This window comes from Flavobacterium sp. GW823-FHT04A11, from assembly GCF_058796535.1.
Window position 1 is genome coordinate 3,782,561 of record NZ_CM179503.1, and the last position, 18,970, is coordinate 3,801,530.

Consider the following 18,970-nt stretch of genomic DNA (forward strand, 5'->3'; position numbering starts at 1 on the left):
TAATTTTAGAGATAAGAACATCGCCAATGGTTTCAACCATTGGAATACATAGTAAATATCACATCTCTTTATCCCATGGTTGAAACCACGGGCTATATGAAAAGGCAACAAAACAAGAAAATCCTGAAACAAAAAAAAGTCCCACATTACTGTGGGACTTTCTATTTATAAAAAACTTAAGAATTATTTTTTCTCAGTTTTTTCCATTTTAGCTTTTAATGCAGCTAATACATCATTGTTATCTCCTAAAGTTGCAGCTGGTGCATTTGTAGTAGAGTTAGATGAAGTATTTTCAGTTGCAGCTTTCACGTTTTTCTCTTCTTCTTCACGGAAGATAGCAGTGTGAGAAGCAACTACTCTTTTGAATTCTTTGTTGAATTCGATTACTTTGAAATCAGCAGTATCACCTTTTTTCAATTTCTTTCCGTCTTCTTTTTCAAGGTGACGAGTAGGAATGAAAGCAACGATATCATCTCCGAATTCTACAGTAGCTCCTTTGTCAACGATTTCAGAAATTTCACCATTGTGGATAGTTCCTACAGCGAAAGAATCTTCGTATTGATCCCAAGGATTAGCAGTAGTTTGTTTGTGACCTAAAGATAATTTACGTCCTTCAACATCTAATTCTAATACAACTACATCAAGTTTCTCACCAACATTTACAAATTCAGATGGGTGTTTGATTTTCTTAGTCCAAGATAAGTCAGAGATGTAAATTAATCCATCAATTCCTTCTTCTAATTCTACGAAAATACCAAAGTTTGTAAAGTTTCTAACGATACCTGTATGCTTAGAACCTACTGGGTATTTAGAAGTGATATCAGTCCATGGATCTTGAGTCAATTGTTTGATACCTAATGACATTTTACGGTCATCTCTATCTAAAGTTAAGATAACAGCTTCAACAACATCTCCAACTTTTACGAAATCCTGAGCAGAACGTAAATGAGTTGACCATGACATTTCAGAAACGTGGATTAAACCTTCAACACCTTCAGCAACTTCGATAAATGCACCGTAATCAGCGATTACAACTACTTTACCTTTTACTTTATCACCAATTGTTAAATTAGCATCTAAAGCATCCCATGGGTGAGCGTTTAATTGTTTCAATCCTAATTGAATTCTTGTTTTCTCATCATCGAAATCAAGGATTACAACGTTTAATTTTTGGTCTAATTCAAGAACTTCACTTGGGTGGTTGATTCTGCTCCAAGAAAGGTCAGTAATGTGAATTAATCCGTCAACACCACCTAAGTCAATGAACACACCATAAGAAGTAATGTTTTTAACAACACCTTCTAATACTTGTCCTTTTTGTAATTGACCGATGATTTCTTTTTTCTGTACTTCGATATCAGCTTCGATAAGCGCTTTATGAGATACAACAACGTTTTTGAATTCGTGGTTAATTTTTACCACTTTGAATTCCATCATTTTGTTTACATATACATCGTAGTCTCTAATTGGCTTAACGTCAATTTGAGAACCAGGTAAGAAAGCTTCAATTCCAAAAACGTCAACGATCATACCACCTTTAGTTCTGCATTTTACAAAACCATTAACGATTTCTCCTGTTTCGTTTGCAGAAATAACTCTATCCCATGATTTAATAGTACGTGCTTTTCTGTGAGATAATACTAATTGACCTGTTTTGTCCTCACGGATGTCGATTAATACTTCTACTTTGTCACCAACTTTTAAGTTTGGGTTGTAACGGAATTCGTTTAAAGAAATAACACCTTCCGATTTTGCGTTGATATCAACGATAACGTCTCTATCTGTAATTCTAACAACTACACCTTCAACTACTTCTTCTTGATCTGTAGCGATGAAAGTTTTTGAAACTAGTTCTTCGAATTCTTGTAAGTTTTTCTCATCTACTGCATCAATTCCTTCTTGGAAGTTATGCCAGTTAAAATTTGCTAAAAACTCTTCTTGTGATTTTAATTGTTCAGACATGCTGATAAAAAATTTGTATTCTGTTTTTCTCGAGTTTCATAAGCATTAGAAAAAACAGAAGTTGTTTTACATAAATAGTTGATACCTAAAGGAAACTCTTCTTTGCCAAAAGGACTGCAAAATTAATACATTTTTTTGTAATAGCAAAATAAAAGTAAATGATAATCAGTCAATTATTCAGGAGCAGCAATTTTGAGGTTTTTCAAGACCTGAAGTCCCGCTTTCGCTCCTATCTTTTATGGTGAACCCCACCATAAAAGGATAACCGCTCTATCGGGGCTAGGTTAGAAATTTTGTAGTTTAAGATCTTTAGTATTTCCAAAACTTTTTCTGAATTTCCTCGTATTGGGTTTTATTGAAACAATATTTATTTTTTGAGTATGGGTCAAGTTGTTGCAACATATATTCTTTAACTGGTATCCTCATTCTAATACAATGTCCGATAAATACTCAACACCTTCATCGTCATATTTATGTTTAAATAATACTTCTCTAATTTTTGGATAGTTTTTCTCAATTAATGCTTTAAAAGCAAAACAACGAACCTTAGGATTTTCACATTCCGCTAATAAAAGTAAATCATTGATCTTAGCATCATTAATGAATTTTATAAAAATCTTGTTATCTGTAAGCATATAAGATAAATAAGGATTTTCCATTCTGAAATTGTAATATATCTTATTGATTTCATCATCTTTTAGAATTGTAGCAAGTTTTGTTGTTGGCACAAATTTTTCAATTTTCTTATCACAACTTAAAGTCATAAAAACAATAATTAAATATATAGTTTTAACGCACTTCATTATTATCGATTTCTCTTAATCCAAAATAATCCTCCCAAAACAGAAATTGGAGCAAAAATAAAAATTGCCAATAACTGCGTCCACGAACTTCCACTCGATTTAAAAAGTGAAAAAGCAGCAAAACCAGCCATTATAAGGAAAAGCACATAATTGACTTTTAAGTTTTTAGTCTTTGCAATTAATTGAGCAACAAGTCCGCTTATAAAAGAAAAAACAGATCCGTAAACAAAAGTCAAAACCATAAATAACTTCGAAGCCTCGTCATGCGGATTAACTTCTGAAAATCGAAAAAGAAATACAGAACTAATTACAAAAATGGCGTAACTTATAATAACTCCTAAAATTTGTCTTATCATAATCGAAAGTTTTTAGTAAAATCAAATTTAAGTTTTTTTATATAAAGTAAACTTTGTAAGATAAACTTTTTAAAACAACAAACCCGACAGGTTTTAAAAACCTGTCGGGTTTACTATGTGTAACTATCTTTGTCAAGGTTCAAAACTTTGACAAAGATTTAAAAAAAAATCCCCATTTCTAAAAATCAGAAATAGGGAAATATATAATTAAAAGTTTTTTAATGACTCAAATTTTCTATTTCCTTTGGATCGTGTTTGTGTTTAAACAAAATCGCAAAAGCAATTGCAATAACCAAAGCATAAGCTGCAAATGATAACCAGATCGTATGCCAGTCTTTCATTAAAATTGGATTTGAAAAAATTCCATCAGCAGAAACTGAATTTCCTTGTCCTTTTACAAATTCTAACATTTTAGAATTTGTAGTTTCAGTTTGCAAAAATCCTGCTAATTCAGTTGTATTGGTAAATGATTTTGTAAAGAAACGGTCAATTGCCCAACCGGAAGTTAAACTTCCTAAAACGGCTCCTACTCCATTTGTCATCATCATAAATAATCCTTGTGCCGATGAACGAATTTTAGAATCTGTATTACTTTCTACGAATAATGAACCTGAAATATTAAAGAAATCAAATGCCATTCCGTAAACGATACAAGATAAAATAATCATCCAAAGACCTGTTACAGGATCTCCAAAAGCAAATAATCCAAAACGTAAAACCCACGCAAGCATACTAATAAGCATTACTTGTTTGATTCCGAAACGTCTTAAGAAAAATGGAATTGCCAAAATAAATAACGTTTCTGAAACCTGAGAGATCGACATAATAATCGTCGAATATTTAATTACAAAAGAATCTGCATATTTAGGAAAATGTTTGAATTCATCCAAGAATACATCTCCGTAAGCATTTGTTAATTGTAAAGCTCCTCCCAAAAACATAGAGAAAACAAAAAACAAAGCCATTTTATAATTTCCAAATAATTTAAAAGCTTCTAGACCTAAAGTTTCAACCAATGAAGCATCTTCTTTTGTTAAACGCTGCGGCTCACATTTTGGTAATGTAAAAGCATAAACTCCAAGAATTAAAGCACCAATTCCGGCAATATAAAACTGATATTCAGTTGCTTTACTTCCACTTAAATTGGTAATCCACATGGCGGCAATAAAACCAATAGTTCCCCAAACACGAATTGGCGGAAAATCTTTTACAATGTTTTTATTGTTTAATTTTAGTGAAGTATACGATATAGAATTACTCAGTGCGATTGTTGGCATATAACAGCACATTGCCGCAAGCATTACATAAATAAAATTATCCGGAGTGGTAACTTGTGCAATACCAAATAAAACTAAGGCATAAGCTATATGTAGAAAACCATATAACTTTTCAGCATTAACCCATCTGTCAGCAATAATTCCCGTTAAGGTAGGCATGAATAAAGAAGCAATTCCCATGGTTCCGAAAACAAGACCAAATTGGGTTCCTTCCCAGTTTTTAGTTCCAAACCAATAATTTCCAATTGTTATAAGCCACGCTCCCCAAACAAAAAATTGAAGAAAGCTCATTATAATCAACCTGTTTTTAATGCCCATATGATGAATTTGTCTTTAGAAATAAATGAAGCGGTAAAACTACCATTAAAAATGATATCTGCAAAAAATTAATCTGTTTTAACAACATCATTTACTAATTCTAAAACAGCAGAAAACTGTTCTTCTCTATTTAAGTAAGAATTATCTATTTCTATTGCGTCGCTGGCAATGATTAAAGGAGAATCTTCACGATGTGTATCTATATAATCTCTTTCGACAACATTTTTTAAAACATCTTCATAGGAAACATTGTCTCCTTTTTGCTGTAATTCATCAAAACGTCTTTGGGCACGCGTTTCTGCACTGGCTGTCATGAATATTTTTAATTCGGCATCCGGAAAAACAACAGTTCCAATATCTCTGCCGTCCATTACGATGGCTTTATTTTTTCCCATTTCCTGTTGTTGTTCTACTAATTTGGAACGCACTTCAGAAACTTCGGCTACTTTGCTGACAAAGTTAGAAACTTCAATGGTTCTGATTTGTTTTTCGACGTTTTCACCATTTAGGTACATTTCTGCAAATCCTAAATCAGAATTAAATTTAAATTCGAGCTGAATTGTCGGAAGAGCATTTATTAAGCTTGTTTTATCAAAAAAATCAGCTCCAATAAGCTGATTCTGCATAGCAAAAAAGGCTACTGCCCGATACATTGCTCCTGTATCGACGTAAACATATTCTAATTCTTTTGCCAACTGTTTTGCTAATGTACTCTTTCCTGTTGACGAAAATCCGTCGATTGCAATCGTTATTTTTTTCAAAATAATCTTTTAATTTTATATGGTTTGTAATGTGAATTTTAATAATAGATATTTAATACTATTTTCGATTTAGAACTATCAATTATCTTTTCTATTCTTTTAAAAAATTGTTCGTTTACCATTGGGCAGCCATGACTTCTTGAGATATAGTATTCTTGCTCTTGTTCAGGAACTGCTGAGTAATGATGCAAAACTATAGCTCTTTGCAAAGCATTGCTATTCGTTTCGTCTAAACCATTTAATCTGTAAGCTTTGCCAAATATACCTTTATAGCATTTTTCGATAGCATATCTGCCTAATGAGGTACAGTTAGAATTTGGTGTATTACTAAACTTTAATTCTCCATTAATCCCGGTTTCAGAACCTGAACCGTGCGCTACAAGTCCCTGGTCTAATATTTTATTGTTTACAAGATCATAAACAAAGAAGCGGTTTTTTCCCGACTTTATTCTCATGTCTACCAAAAAAGCGATTTTTTTATTATACTGCGGACCGGCATCTATCACTTCCTTTACTTCGTTTAACTGGTAATTAAATCTTTCGATTTCTGCAACAGTCATGTTTTCACTTTTAAAATTTAAATTTGAGGTAGTAAAAAAACCTGTAGTAAAAAACAGAATCAAATAAAATAGCTTCATAAATTACCTAATTATTGAAAGTTTAAGATTAGTCCAAAAAGACTCGAATTACCCGCTAATGTGTATCGTGAATATGAATAATTAAATTTTAAACGGTTCATTTTTAAACCAAAGCCCAAAGAAATTCCGGAGAAATTACGCTGATCATTAATTCTTAATTCTTCTGCTCTTCTAAAATTATAACCTAAACGTAAATTAACTGCTTTTTGTGGAAAAAGTTCAAAACCAAACACTACGTGTCTTAAAGCATTATTTACAAACGAAACTTTCTCTTCACTTGTTGATCCATCGATATTGGTTTCGCCACGAACAGGATTCGAAAAGGCAACATTCCATTGTTGTAAATTCTCCAGAGAAAGATGCCAACGCAACGGCACATGTTCTAATTCCTGTGAAACTCCTGCAATGATTTCAAGTGGCAAATTTTCGCGTATTCCTGAATATGTTGTAAACTGAGTTCCAACATTTCGAATTACAAGTGCTACATTTAAATCATTTTCTTCATTTACATACAAAGCACCTAAATCAATCGCACCACCAAATGAATTATAATTCTCTAAAGTTGAAGTTATTAACTTTGCGTTTACTCCAAGATGAATATCGGTAAAAGGAATATTATAAGCATAACCCAATGATAAAGCTGCTTCACTTCCCGTAAAATCAGAAGTTGCCTGACCATTTTCATCATACCCTTCAAATGTTCCGTAATTAATATAACTTATTCCGGCCTGAAAAGTCTGCACATGTCGATCGTAAGTATAAGCGTAAGAAGCAGTTCCATAAGAAGCTTCTCCATAATAACTACCGTAATTCATCGCCAGGTGATTGTCCATATCTGCGTTTAAAGTAGCGGGATTAAACATGACCTGATTAACATCTTCATCATAAATCGTTATCGTCTTACCACCTAACGCTGCCTGCCTTGGTGATGTCGTTAAATTTAGAAATTGATAGGTGTAGCGCCCTCCAATTTGCCCGAAGGAAACCGAACAAACTAGTACCATTAAAAATAAAACAAATTGTTTTACCATGTGTTTTTGGCGTTCCTATATGGGAATAACGCAAATACAAAGATAAAATTATATAACAGAAAAAATAATTTTAAATCAATTTCCAATTGAAAAAGAAATTCCAATATTTAAATTCCAAATTCCAATTTAAAGGGAAATTCCAATATTTTAAAACCCCAAATTCCAATAGAATCAAAATCATAAAAAAAAATCCAAATCCCATTCTGTAAATAAAGTTTGGAATTTGGAATTTTAAAATATTGGAATTTACAATTGAAATTTATTTCAATGTCTTTGCATTTTTAGCATTTTGATCTGTCAAAGCCAAAGTCAGAACTTCGCTCATTTCTTTCACATAATGAAAAGTCAGACCTTCTAAATATTCGGCTTTAATTTCATCGATATCACTTTTGTTTTCATGACACAAGATGATTTCTTTGATACCGGCTCTTTTTGCAGCTAAGATTTTTTCTTTGATTCCGCCAACCGGTAAAACTTTACCACGAAGCGTAATTTCTCCTGTCATAGCCAGGTTTTTCTTCACTTTCTTTTGTGTCAGTAGCGAAACTAAAGAAGTCAGCATCGCAATACCCGCACTTGGACCATCTTTTGGCGTTGCACCTTCCGGAACGTGTAAGTGAATATTATATTTTTGAAATAATTCTACGCCTAAGCCTAATTTTTTGGCATTTGCTTTAATATATTCCAAAGCAATTGTTGCCGATTCTTTCATTACATTTCCAAGGTTTCCGGTAATGGTTAAAGCACCTTTTCCTTCAGAAATTAAAGATTCAATAAATAAAATATCTCCTCCAACACTTGTCCAGGCTAAACCCGTAACAACTCCGGCAACATCATTATTTTCATATTTATCGCGCTCTAATCTTGGCACACCTAAAACGGTTATAATATCTTCATCGGTAACTTTTTTATTGTACTCCTCCTCCATCGCAACAGATTTTGCTGCGTTACGAATTACTTGTGCAATTTTAGTTTCCAGATTACGAACACCAGATTCACGTGTATAACCTTCTACGATTTTCTCTAATTGTTTTTTTCCAATCGTTAAATCTTTAGCCGTTAAACCGTGCGCTTCTAATTGTTTTGGAAATAAATGTCTTTTTGCAATTTCTACTTTCTCTTCAATTGTATAACCTGACATTTTGATTACTTCCATTCTGTCACGCAATGCCGGCTGAATGGCTGACATATTGTTTGAAGTGGCAATAAACATCACTTTAGATAAATCATACCCCATTTCAAGGAAATTATCATAAAAAGCATTGTTTTGTTCCGGATCTAAAACTTCTAATAAAGCAGAGGACGGATCGCCGCTGTTTCCGCTTGAAAGCTTATCGATTTCGTCTAAAATAAACACGGGATTTGATGTTCCGGCTTTCTTTAAACTTTGAATAATTCTTCCTGGCATTGCTCCGATATACGTTTTTCTGTGTCCGCGAATCTCTGCTTCGTCACGTAAACCACCTAGTGAAATACGTACATATTCACGTCCTAAAGCTTCCGCAACAGAACGTCCAATTGATGTTTTACCAACTCCCGGAGGCCCTGTTAAACAAATAATTGGCGACTTCATATCGTTACGAAGTTTTAATACAGCCAAATGTTCAATCATTCTTTTCTTCACTTCGTCAAGTCCAAAATGATCTTTGTCTAATATTTTCTGAGCATGTTTTAAATCAAATTTATCTTTGGAATATTCTCCCCAAGGCAATTCTAAAAACAATTCTAAATAATTTCTCTGAATTCCAAAATCTGGTGATTGCGGGTTCATTCTGCGCATTTTAGACAATTCTTTTTCGAAATGTTTTTGCGTTTTTTCATCCCATTTTTTGGTTTTCGCTTTCTGCCCCATTTCGTCCATTTCTTCTTCTTGCGAAACGCCACCCAATTCTTCCTGAATGGTTTTCATTTGCTGATGAAGAAAATATTCACGCTGCTGTTGGTCTAAATCAAAGCGAACTTTTGACTGAATGTCATTTTTCAATTCCAATTTTTGCAGCTCTACGTTCATATAACGCAAGGTTTCAAGCGCTCTTTCTTTTAATCCGTTTATTGATAAAAGTCCTTGTTTTTCTTTTACCGATAAATTCATATTCGAAGAAACAAAATTGATCAAAAACGATTGGCTTTCAATATTTTTAATCGCAAAAGTTGCTTCTGATGGAATGTTTGGACTTTCCTTTATAATTTGAATTGCCAGTTCTTTTACAGAATCTAAAATGGCGGTAAACTCGCTGTCATTTTCTTCGGGACGTGTTTCTGCAACTTCCTTAATTTGAGCCGTCATATAAGGCTCTTCAGAAACTACTTCGTCAATTTCGAAACGTTTTTTTCCTTGCAAAATAACCGTAACATTTCCGTCAGGCATTTTTAAAACACGCAGAATTCTGGCTACAGTTCCTATTTTATGAATATCGTCTTTTGACGGATCTTCGTCTTCTTCGTTAATTTGAGAAACAACCCCGATGATTTTCCCTCCGGCATTGGCATCATTAATTAATTTTATTGATTTATCGCGTCCGGCAGAAATTGGAATAACAACTCCTGGAAATAAAACGGTATTACGTAAAGGTAAAATTGGTAACGAAAGCGGAAGCTCTTCATTGTTCATTTCCTCTTCGTCTTCGGGAGTTAATAATGGAATTAATTCTGCTTCTGAATCAAATTCTTGAAGTGACAGATTGTCAATAGTAAGTATTTTATGATTTGACATAATAATATATAAGTCGTTTTGTCATTAAAAGTTAAATCCTAACTGCAAAGTTAACCTTAAATTCAGCAGTTTTTGTTAAAACTATAATAAGTGTTTCAATTACAAGATAGAAGGTAAAAATAGACAATCATTGTGCCAAATGCAAAGGAGTAGGCTTTGAAATTTGGGTTTTTATTTTTTTGTCGTATTTATTTAAAGAAAATAGTACGCACAAAAAAACCCGAAATTACTTTCGGGTTCAAGCTGGATTTTTCAATCTTACTTATTATTTTTTTACGTAAGAAACTAATTCTATAACTGAGCTTCCTGATACCACTTTAATAACTCCAACATCTTTTGCAACCCAGTACTCTGTATCAGCACTTGAAGTTTGTCCATTAGTTTTAGCCTCCTGACGAAATTTAAATTTAATTACATCTTTATAGGTTACATTTTTAATTGTTGCAGTTGCTCCTCTTTCTAAAATTGTTCCTGTATAATTCACAGTCATGTTTATAGTTGGAAAATTTGGAATATTAAATGAAGTTTCCTGAGAATAACTTCCTGTCCATGTTTTATTTACTTCCAAATAATCTTTTAAGAAAATATACTCATATCCTGTCATTTTTCCTGTAATTCCATCGCTATTATAAACTACTTCATCAATTTTAATATAATAATCTCCTTTTACTTTTTTGATTGATGCTGAAGCTGCTCCTTCTACTCCTGATCCCGCTCCTGCCAATTGATCAAACTTAAAATAAGTATCATCATTAACTTTTGACGAACTAATAATTTTCATTGTTGTTTGTGTTCCATTTTGATCCAGAACCCATTGATTATTAACCGCAGTTGGCCAATAATCTCCTGTTGAATCTTCTGCAGTGTTTTCATTATCCGAATCATTCGAACAAGAAGTAAATAATGTTGTTGACATCAATAATGCCAATAGAGCAATGTTTTTAATTTTTTTCATGGTTAATTTGTTTTTAGTACTCCAAAATTAACATAAAATATTATTTATTTCACTTTTTTTTAACAAACTAATTCTTAAAAACAAATACTAAATATAAGTACTTATTTTTCAATATTTTACAACTCAAATAAAGTCTATTGGATGTAATAAAAATTTACTTTTGAGATTATCATAATAAATAATTCAAAATATTTTTAAAAAAAAATATCCAAAACTGTAACAAACCAAAAAAAGCAAAGTCATTATAAAAAACTAGCAACCATTACTTGAATATAACCAATCAAAATATCGAAGAATTAATTGCGCTTTGCAAATCAAATAATCAAAAAGCGCAGTTTGAAGTTTACAACCGTTATTGTAAAGCGATGTATAATGTGGCTTACAGAATTGTAAAAGATGAACATTTTGCACAAGACGTCATGCAGGAAGGTTTCTTGAAGGCTTTTACAAAAATTAACGATTATAAGCAGGAAGTTGCATTTGGGGCGTGGCTTAAAAAAATCATTATTAATTATAGTATTGATTTTTATAAAAAGAAAAACGCTTTTCAGATGGAAGACCTGAACAAAACGCTTTATAAAATTGAAGAAGACGATTCAGTCTTATCTGAAAATATCGATTTGAATTCACTTAAAGTGAAACAGGTTTTAGATACTATTTCAGATTTAAAAGACAATTACAGAATGGTTTTGACACTATTTTATATTGAAGGTTACGATCAGGAAGAAATTAGTGAAATCTTAAATATCAGTTATGCAAACTGCAGAACTACATTAAGCAGAGCTAAAGAAAATTTACGAAAAAAATTAGAGGATTTATGAAAAAGGAAAATGACAATTTAGATGAATTATTTAAAAAATTTGAAAATCAATGGGATGTTCACGAAATAAGTTCTGATCATCAGCTTGATTTCCTGAATAAACTGAATAAAAAACAACCAAAGAAAAAGAATTATGCCGTTTGGGCAATTGCTGCTTCGATTGCATTATTGCTGGGCGTTTCTGTTTTCTATAAGAACTACGAAAAACCCAGAGAATTTAAGTTTGCATCACAAGAAACCAAACGTACCGATTCTATCTTTAATATTTTAATTGATAATGAGCTAGTTAAATTAAAAGAAAAAAGTTCTCCAGAAAATGAACAAATCATAAATGACGCTTTAAAACAAATGAAAGTTTTTGATGCCGATTATGAAAAGATCATAAAAGAGGTTCAGAAAAACGGAGAGAACAAACAAATTATTTATGCCATGATCAGCAATTTGCAAACCCGAATTTCTTTTTTACAAACGGTTTTGCAGCGTATCGAAGAAAATGAAAATTTAAAAAACACGACTCATGAAAAAACATTATAACATACTTATTTTATTCTTACTACTTCCTTTTTTAGGATTTTCAAACAATGATGACACCGTTATCTCAAAACAAAAAAACATTAAAAAAACCTATATCGTAAACTCAAATGCAGGAATTGATATTGAAAACAAATACGGAAATATTATTGTAAGTACATGGGATGAAGACAAAATTGATCTTGACATTACCATAAAAGTGACCGGCGGAAATGAAAATTGGGTTAACGAAAGACTTAACAGTATTGATGTAGATATTACGGCATTAAAAAGTATGGTTTCGGCAATAACAAAACTCGGAAATTCTTCTATAAAAAGTGGTGGAAGCAGCAACAGTTTTGAAATCAATTATGTAATTAAAATTCCGAAAAACGGAACAGTAAAACTCGACAATAAATATGGTAATATTACGACGCTTACTTTAGAATCTACAACTGATATTTCGTGTAAATACGGTAAAGTTACTTTGGGTAAATTAAATGGTTCCAGCAATCGTATTCATATCGAATATTGCCAAAATTCAACTATTGACTATATCAAAAACGGTATTCTTGAAGCTCGTTATTCCGGTCTGAGAATCAACGACTCTGGTAATCTTACTTTAGATACCAATTACACCGATTTGGTTATTGCAGAAAGTAATAATATCAAATACGACTGTAATTATGGAAACTTTAAATTTCAAAAGATCAATTCGTTTTCCGGTTCAGGAAATTATCTGACGGTTAATATTGCTGAGATTTCAAATACTGTAAATCTGGATACAAATTATAGCAAGATCAATATTTCGACAATAACAGATAAAGCTAATAATGTGAATATTAATTCGACTTATTCTGATGTTTCATTGGGATACGATGTCAATTATTCTTTTGATTTTGATATTAATACCAAGTATGGAAATATAAAAAGTGATAATTCATTGGATGTTTCTGTAAACGAGAATAAAAATACAAGTAAAAGAATCAGCGGATATAATAAGAAAAAAGGCCAAAATAAAGTAGTTGTAAACTCTAATTATGGCAGTGTATCATTAATCAAAAAACAATAACTCAATCAATCAAAAAATGAAAAAATCAATTCAATTATTAGTTTTCGGTGCATTTTTAGTTAGCTTTATGGCTCAGGCACAATGGTCTGATAGTAGTAATAAAGTAAAAGGAAATGGCAAAATTATTACCCAAAACAGAAGTACGGGTGATTATGATGCTATAAAAGTGGGCGGTTCTTTTGATGTCAATTTAGTTGCAGGAAAAGAAGGAAAAATCACCCTTAAAGGGGAAGAAAATTTACTTTCTAATATAAAAGTAGAAGTTGAAGATAATGCTTTGAAAATTTATGTCGAAAAAGGAGTTAATATCCGACCAAGTTCAGGACATAAAATTGAAATTACGGTTCCGTTTGAAAAAATTTCGGCAGTAAGTTTGTCGGGTTCAGGAGATATTCAAACAAAGGATAAAATTAAGAGCGATACTTTTTCGGCAAAACTGGCCGGTTCAGGAAATTTTAATTTAAATATTGATTCAAATGATTTTGAATTGAGTGTTAGCGGTTCAGGAGATGTTATTATAAAAGGTTCTGCTGATAAATTCACAACAAAACTGGCAGGATCCGGAAATGTAAATGCATCTGATTTAAAATCTAAAAATGTTGAAGCAAACGTTTCAGGATCAGGAAACAGTATTGTGAACTGCGAAGGAAGTTTAACAGCAAGAGTTGCGGGTTCGGGAAACATTAAATATTTTGGAAATCCTGAAAAACGCGATGTAAAAGTTTCAGGATCAGGGAATATTACAAAAGGTTAATTCAATAAACTCAATAATAAAAGAATTTCAAAATCATTCAATCAAAAAACGAACAATCACTTTTCTTTTATTATTGAGCTTAAATATTATAAAAGGAATCCAAATCAAAAGGTGTTTTATTAATTTAATACGCCTTTTTTTGGAACTCTGCGCAACAATAATACTCCAATAGCAAAAAATAAAGCCAGGATTACAATTGCAAATCTCGGACTTCCTGTAATTTGATCAATGATTCCGTAAACACACATCCCGATTACGATTCCTATTTTTTCAGAAACATCATAGAAACTGAAAAAAGATGCTGTATCTTCTGTTTCAGGTAATAATTTGGAATAAGTTGATCGTGATAATGCCTGAATTCCGCCCATTACAAAACCAATTAAAGTCGCCATCACGTAAAAATGAATTGGCAAGGTTATGAAATAAGCCAAAATACAAAGTACAACCCAAATACAATTGATTACAATTAATGTTGGAATGTTTCCGAATTTTGCTGATGCGCGAGATGTTAAAAACGCACCAAGAATAGCTACTAATTGTATTAGTAATATGCAGATAATTAAACCTGTTGTGCTTTCACTTTCTGAACTCCATTTGATTTCCTGTGCTCCAAAATAAGTAGCAACGATCATAACAGTTTGAACAGCCATACTATAAACGAAGAAACTGCCTAAATATCTTTTTAATGAGATATTTTCTTCCAGCAATTTCCAGACTTTCTTTAATTCTTTAAAACCATTAAAAATCACATCTCTTGTTACTTTTTGGTCTTTATTGTTATTTCCTTTTGGTAAATAATAATAGGTGTATTGACTAAAAAGTATCCACCAAATACCCACCATTAAAAAAGAATATCGCATTGCGGCCATTTTAGCTTCACCGCCTTCGGCACCCATAATCATAAAAAGGTTAACACACATTAAAATAACGCTTCCTACATATCCTAATGAATATCCTTTTGCGCTTAATTTATCCTGCTGTTCAGGAAAAGCAATATCCGGTAAATACGAATTATAAAAAACCAAACTTCCCCAAAAACCAATTAATCCCAAGAAATAGAAAAGTAAACCGATATAAATATTTTCGAGGTCAAACCAATATAAACCCATACAGGACAAAGCTCCCGTATAGCAAAAGAATTTCATAAATGATTTTTTATTCCCCACATAATCGGCAATTCCCGATAATAAGGGAGATATAAAAGCAACCACTAAAAAGGCTGCAGCAGTTGTAAAACTAATTAAAGCCGAGTTCTTTAAGTTCATTCCGAAAATATCTATATAATGATCTTTTCTTTTTGAAAATAATGCTTCGTAAAAAATTGGGAATACGGCTGATGAAATAACTAACGGATAAACCGAGTTTGCCCAATCGTAAAAAGCCCATGCATTTAATAATTTTTTGTCTCCTTTAGGTAAATCTGCCATATTTATGATTTTGAATGCTAAAATATTCCTTTTTTTTGAAATTAATACAGAACATGATAAAATCTATATTATTAAATCATTATATAAAACTAACCTATTGAATTTAAACATTGTAAACAAAAAAAAGCTACTCTAAAAAGAATAGCTTAATACAATTTTATGTAGTTTTAATTATCTGATAACACCAACTTTTGCAGCTGTTGCTCTTGCATCAGGAATTAATTTTTTAAGATTTGCAATTCTGGTTGCATCAGAAGGGTGCGTACTCATAAATTCAGGAGTTGAAGCTCCTCCGGATTTAGCCGACATTCTGCTCCAAAAAGCAATTGAATCATCCGGATTATATCCTGCAATGGCCATTAGTGTTAAACCAATTTTATCGGCTTCACTTTCATTGCTTCTGCTAAATGGCAGCATTACTCCTACTTCAGAACCAATTCCGTAAGCTTGTGAAAATATTGCTTGTGTAGCCTCAGATTTACCGCTTGTTGCAGCGCCCAAAGCTACTCCGCCAATTTGTTGTAATTGGGCAGCACTCATTCTTTGTGCCCCGTGATTGGCCAATGCGTGAGAAACCTCATGTCCTAAAACGGTAGCTAAACCGGCTTCGTCCTGAGTTATTGGCAAAATTCCGGAATAAACCACGATTTTACCTCCCGGTAAACACCATGCATTTACTTCTTTATTTTCTACCAATTTATATTCCCAACGGTAATCTTTTAAATATTGGGTTTGTCCTAAATAAGTTAAATATCTTTCTGCCGCAGCTTTGATTTTACTGCCAACTACATCTACTCTTTTAGCATCTGCAGTTCCGGTTATTACCTTATTCTCTGCAATAAAAGCATTATACTGTTGAAATGACGTTGGAAATAATTCGCTGTTTGAAACAAAATTAAGCGTTTGTTTTCCTGTTACAGGATTTGTTGCACATGCAGCCAGTAAGAGCGCTGCAAAAGCAGTTAAGAAAAAGTAATTCTTCATGATCATAGATTTAAATATACAATAAAAATACAATTAATTTTAACAGGTATTTTTATATAATTAAATCGAAACGTATCATAATTATTATTATTGTCCAATAATATGAAGTTCTGTAAATTCTTTATCTATAACCAGAAAATGATTTTCTTCAAATCTTACAGGATCAAATTCAACTTTTTCGTTATCAATCTCAAGTTCAGTTACTTTAAATGGCAAACCAATTAAATTAATTTTATATTTACTATACGGCGTATCGTATTTTCCTTCTTTATGCAATTGAATAATCAGTTCTTTTTCTTTTCCAATGGTTCTGAAAGACAAAAAGCTGTAACGCCCTTTTTTGTAATCATAACCATCCTGCGCATCTTCATAAACTACTGATTTTTCTTTACCGTTTTTATAGTATAAATCCAAAGTCAATTCGTCAAATTCAAGTTCTCCAACATATTGCTGAACCGGATATTTTGGAATTATTGCTCCGGCTTTTACAAAAACCGGTATTTCATCAAATTTAGTATCGATCCAGACTTCTCTTCCGCCAATAGCAAACTCATTTGTCCAATAGTTATACCACTCACCTCTTGGTATATACATTCGTCTTCCTAAAGCATTAGGTTCAAGTATTGGACATACCAAAATTTGATTTCCAAAGATGAATTCATCATTACGATAATGCGTCTGCGTATCATCCTGATCGTAATAAACCAATGGTTTTAACATTGGTACACCTTCTTCAATATACTGCCAGAACATCGTATATAAATAAGGCAATAACTGGTAGCGAAGACTCACAAATTTTCGGGTAATATTGATCACTTCTTCATCAAATGCCCAAGGTTCCTGATTGCCGTGATCACCGGAAGAATGCGTTCTGCAGAAAGGATGAAAAACGCCTAACTGAATCCAACGCGCGTATAATTCGCCTGTTGGCTGTTCCGCAAATCCGCCAATATCAGAACCTGTAAAACCCATTCCGGAAATGCACATTCTTTGTACCTGAATATTAGCAATCCATAAATGTTCCCAGGTTGCAACGTTATCACCCGTCCAGGACGATGTATAACGCTGAGCACCAGAATAAGCAGACCTTGTAATGACAAAAGGACGTTTTGGATATGCAAAACGTTTTACGCCATGATAAGTCGCTCTCGCCATTTGCGTTCCGTAAATATTGTGTGCTTTTCTATGACTGCAGGGATTTCCGTCATACGAATGACGAACATCCATAGGGAAAGTTTTATTTGGAACTTCCATAACAGCGGGTTCGTTCATATCATTCCAAACCCCTTTTACACCAATTTCTGAAATTAATTCTTTAAATAATCCTGCCCACCATTCTCTAACTACGGGATTTGTATAATCCGGAAAATTACATTCGCCGGGCCAGACTTTTCCTTTCATATAAGGGCCATCGGCTCTTTTGCAGAAATAATTTTTTTCGAGCGCTTCCTGATAAACCCAGTAATCTTTATCCACTTTAATTCCCGGGTCGATGATGACAATGGTTTTAAAACCGTCTTCAGCTAATTCGGCAACCATTCGTTTGGGATCGGGAAAATAATCTTTACTCCAGGTAAAACATCGAAAACCTTCCATATAATCAATATCCAGATAAATGGCATCGCACGGAATTTTTAATTCTCTAAATTTTGAAGTGATTTCTTTTACTTTACTTTCCGGATAATAACTCCATTTACATTGGTGATATCCTAAAACCCAAAGTGGTGGTAATTCCGGTTTACCGGTCAAATCTGTATAAGTGGTCACAACATCCTGCATTTGCGGTCCGTAAATGAAATAATAATTCATTTCACCGCCTTCTGCCCAAAAGCTCGCTACGTTTCTTCTTTCCTGACAAAAATCAAAGAAAGTCCTGAACGTATTATCAAAGAAAATACCGTACGATTGCTTGTTATGCAGTCCGATATAAAAAGGAACTACTTTGTAAAGCGGATCTTGTTCTTTGTGAAAAGCATATTGATCGGTGGCAAAATTTTCGAGTCTTTTGCCTTTTAAATTCATTTGTGTGGCTTTGTCTCCAAGACCGTAAAAACATTCTCCATCTTTTGAAGATTTACTCATTTTTACGATATTCCCGCCATATTCGTAGCTTTCTTCCCAATGAAAACCAAGTTCATCTTCCAGAATCAGAAAATCATTTAAATCGTAAATCGACAAACGAAGATCTAATTTCTGAATTTTACATTTTACTTTACTGGTTCTTATTTGAAAATAAGTTTCTTCTTCGGTTAATTCCAGAAAATTATAACCGTGCAATTGCGTTTTATCGATTGCATACGAAAAATCATTACTGAAATATCCTTTTGTAGTAAATCGAAACCGAATTAAGCTGTCTCTGAGAACAGTGACTTTTAAGATTACTTTATTGTCTGTATGAAAAAAAATGGTATCGCCTTCATGTTCATGCGAAACAATTTTTGATGGATATAAATCGCCTTTATACTCTAATGCTGTATTTGTAATCATATCACTGATGAATTAATTATAATAACGCTAATCTTCCTTTCAAACATACAAAAAAACTTGGTAAGCCTCTATGAATAAAAGGTTTATTCACGAAAACGTTTT

Annotated in this window: 16 protein-coding genes; 4 read left to right on the top strand and 12 right to left on the bottom strand. The window is 32.6% G+C overall.

The annotated features are described in order from the left end of the window. Positions 1–183 precede the first annotated feature (183 nt). The 9 genes from rpsA to AC3QL1_RS16510 form a co-directional block, all read right to left on the bottom strand. Positions 184–1,962 carry a 30S ribosomal protein S1 gene (gene rpsA / locus AC3QL1_RS16470; RefSeq protein ID WP_029270489.1) on the bottom strand — a complete coding sequence of 593 codons (1,779 nt, stop codon included), beginning with the start codon at positions 1,960–1,962 and terminating at the stop codon, positions 184–186. Between the two features lie 422 nt (positions 1,963–2,384). Continuing rightward, the gene (locus AC3QL1_RS16475) at positions 2,385–2,726 is read right to left on the bottom strand and encodes a hypothetical protein (RefSeq protein ID WP_492493060.1); all 342 of its coding nucleotides are present in this window, start codon (positions 2,724–2,726) and stop codon (positions 2,385–2,387) included. A gap of 41 nt (positions 2,727–2,767) precedes the next feature. Then, on the bottom strand, positions 2,768–3,121 hold the full coding sequence (locus AC3QL1_RS16480) for a hypothetical protein (protein ID WP_492493062.1): 354 nt from the start codon (positions 3,119–3,121) through the stop codon (positions 2,768–2,770). A 218-nt stretch (positions 3,122–3,339) separates the two neighbouring features. Continuing rightward, entirely contained in the window at positions 3,340–4,716 is a 1,377-nt protein-coding gene (locus AC3QL1_RS16485; protein ID WP_492493064.1) for a nucleoside permease, read from the bottom strand. A gap of 68 nt (positions 4,717–4,784) precedes the next feature. After that, on the bottom strand, positions 4,785–5,477 hold the full coding sequence (gene cmk, locus AC3QL1_RS16490; protein WP_492493066.1) for a (d)CMP kinase: 693 nt from the start codon (positions 5,475–5,477) through the stop codon (positions 4,785–4,787). Between the two features lie 38 nt (positions 5,478–5,515). Then, complete coding sequence (locus tag AC3QL1_RS16495) at positions 5,516–6,037, bottom strand: murein L,D-transpeptidase catalytic domain-containing protein (RefSeq protein ID WP_492493068.1); 522 nt, start codon at positions 6,035–6,037, stop codon at positions 5,516–5,518. Between the two features lie 89 nt (positions 6,038–6,126). Then, positions 6,127–7,146 carry a type IX secretion system protein PorQ gene (porQ, locus tag AC3QL1_RS16500; RefSeq protein ID WP_492493070.1) on the bottom strand — a complete coding sequence of 340 codons (1,020 nt, stop codon included), beginning with the start codon at positions 7,144–7,146 and terminating at the stop codon, positions 6,127–6,129. A gap of 259 nt (positions 7,147–7,405) precedes the next feature. After that, on the bottom strand, positions 7,406–9,859 hold the full coding sequence (gene lon, locus AC3QL1_RS16505; protein WP_492493072.1) for an endopeptidase La: 2,454 nt from the start codon (positions 9,857–9,859) through the stop codon (positions 7,406–7,408). 265 nt (positions 9,860–10,124) lie between these two features. Next, entirely contained in the window at positions 10,125–10,814 is a 690-nt protein-coding gene (locus AC3QL1_RS16510) for a hypothetical protein (protein WP_492493073.1), read from the bottom strand. 266 nt (positions 10,815–11,080) lie between these two features. Between AC3QL1_RS16510 and AC3QL1_RS16515 the strand changes: the two genes are divergently transcribed. From AC3QL1_RS16515 to AC3QL1_RS16530, 4 genes are read left to right on the top strand one after another with little or no spacing between them, the layout of a single operon-like run. After that, on the top strand, positions 11,081–11,635 hold the full coding sequence (locus AC3QL1_RS16515; RefSeq protein WP_492493075.1) for an RNA polymerase sigma factor: 555 nt from the start codon (positions 11,081–11,083) through the stop codon (positions 11,633–11,635). After that, a complete protein-coding gene (locus AC3QL1_RS16520) occupies positions 11,632–12,168 on the top strand; it encodes an anti-sigma factor (protein WP_492493077.1) in 537 nt (178 codons plus the stop codon). Before AC3QL1_RS16515 ends, AC3QL1_RS16520 begins: the two co-directional genes overlap by 4 nt. After that, entirely contained in the window at positions 12,152–13,216 is a 1,065-nt protein-coding gene (locus AC3QL1_RS16525; protein WP_492493079.1) for a DUF4097 family beta strand repeat-containing protein, read from the top strand. Before AC3QL1_RS16520 ends, AC3QL1_RS16525 begins: the two co-directional genes overlap by 17 nt. A gap of 16 nt (positions 13,217–13,232) precedes the next feature. After that, complete coding sequence (locus tag AC3QL1_RS16530; protein WP_492493081.1) at positions 13,233–13,970, top strand: head GIN domain-containing protein; 738 nt, start codon at positions 13,233–13,235, stop codon at positions 13,968–13,970. A gap of 119 nt (positions 13,971–14,089) precedes the next feature. Here AC3QL1_RS16530 and AC3QL1_RS16535 read toward each other — a convergent pair whose 3' ends face one another. The 3 genes from AC3QL1_RS16535 to AC3QL1_RS16545 form a co-directional block, all read right to left on the bottom strand. Further along, positions 14,090–15,397, bottom strand: a complete 1,308-nt coding sequence (locus tag AC3QL1_RS16535) for an MFS transporter (RefSeq protein ID WP_492493083.1) — start codon at positions 15,395–15,397, stop codon at positions 14,090–14,092. A gap of 171 nt (positions 15,398–15,568) precedes the next feature. Then, the gene (locus AC3QL1_RS16540) at positions 15,569–16,381 is read right to left on the bottom strand and encodes a M48 family metallopeptidase (protein ID WP_492493085.1); all 813 of its coding nucleotides are present in this window, start codon (positions 16,379–16,381) and stop codon (positions 15,569–15,571) included. 87 nt (positions 16,382–16,468) lie between these two features. Next, positions 16,469–18,868, bottom strand: coding sequence for a glycoside hydrolase family 31 protein (locus AC3QL1_RS16545; RefSeq protein ID WP_492493087.1), 2,400 nt, complete (start codon positions 18,866–18,868; stop codon positions 16,469–16,471). Between the last annotated feature and the right edge of the window lie 102 nt (positions 18,869–18,970).

Coding starts and splice junctions, on each gene's coding strand:
- rpsA (WP_029270489.1), bottom strand. CDS start 1,962: ATGTCTGAACAATTAAAATCACAAGAAGAGTTTTTAGCAAATTTTAAC.
- AC3QL1_RS16475 (WP_492493060.1), bottom strand. CDS start 2,726: ATGACTTTAAGTTGTGATAAGAAAATTGAAAAATTTGTGCCAACAACA.
- AC3QL1_RS16480 (WP_492493062.1), bottom strand. CDS start 3,121: ATGATAAGACAAATTTTAGGAGTTATTATAAGTTACGCCATTTTTGTA.
- AC3QL1_RS16485 (WP_492493064.1), bottom strand. CDS start 4,716: ATGGGCATTAAAAACAGGTTGATTATAATGAGCTTTCTTCAATTTTTT.
- AC3QL1_RS16495 (WP_492493068.1), bottom strand. CDS start 6,037: ATGACTGTTGCAGAAATCGAAAGATTTAATTACCAGTTAAACGAAGTA.
- porQ (WP_492493070.1), bottom strand. CDS start 7,146: ATGGTAAAACAATTTGTTTTATTTTTAATGGTACTAGTTTGTTCGGTT.
- lon (WP_492493072.1), bottom strand. CDS start 9,859: ATGTCAAATCATAAAATACTTACTATTGACAATCTGTCACTTCAAGAA.
- AC3QL1_RS16510 (WP_492493073.1), bottom strand. CDS start 10,814: ATGAAAAAAATTAAAAACATTGCTCTATTGGCATTATTGATGTCAACA.
- AC3QL1_RS16520 (WP_492493077.1), top strand. CDS start 11,632: ATGAAAAAGGAAAATGACAATTTAGATGAATTATTTAAAAAATTTGAA.
- AC3QL1_RS16525 (WP_492493079.1), top strand. CDS start 12,152: ATGAAAAAACATTATAACATACTTATTTTATTCTTACTACTTCCTTTT.
- AC3QL1_RS16530 (WP_492493081.1), top strand. CDS start 13,233: ATGAAAAAATCAATTCAATTATTAGTTTTCGGTGCATTTTTAGTTAGC.
- AC3QL1_RS16535 (WP_492493083.1), bottom strand. CDS start 15,397: ATGGCAGATTTACCTAAAGGAGACAAAAAATTATTAAATGCATGGGCT.
- AC3QL1_RS16540 (WP_492493085.1), bottom strand. CDS start 16,381: ATGAAGAATTACTTTTTCTTAACTGCTTTTGCAGCGCTCTTACTGGCT.
- AC3QL1_RS16545 (WP_492493087.1), bottom strand. CDS start 18,868: ATGATTACAAATACAGCATTAGAGTATAAAGGCGATTTATATCCATCA.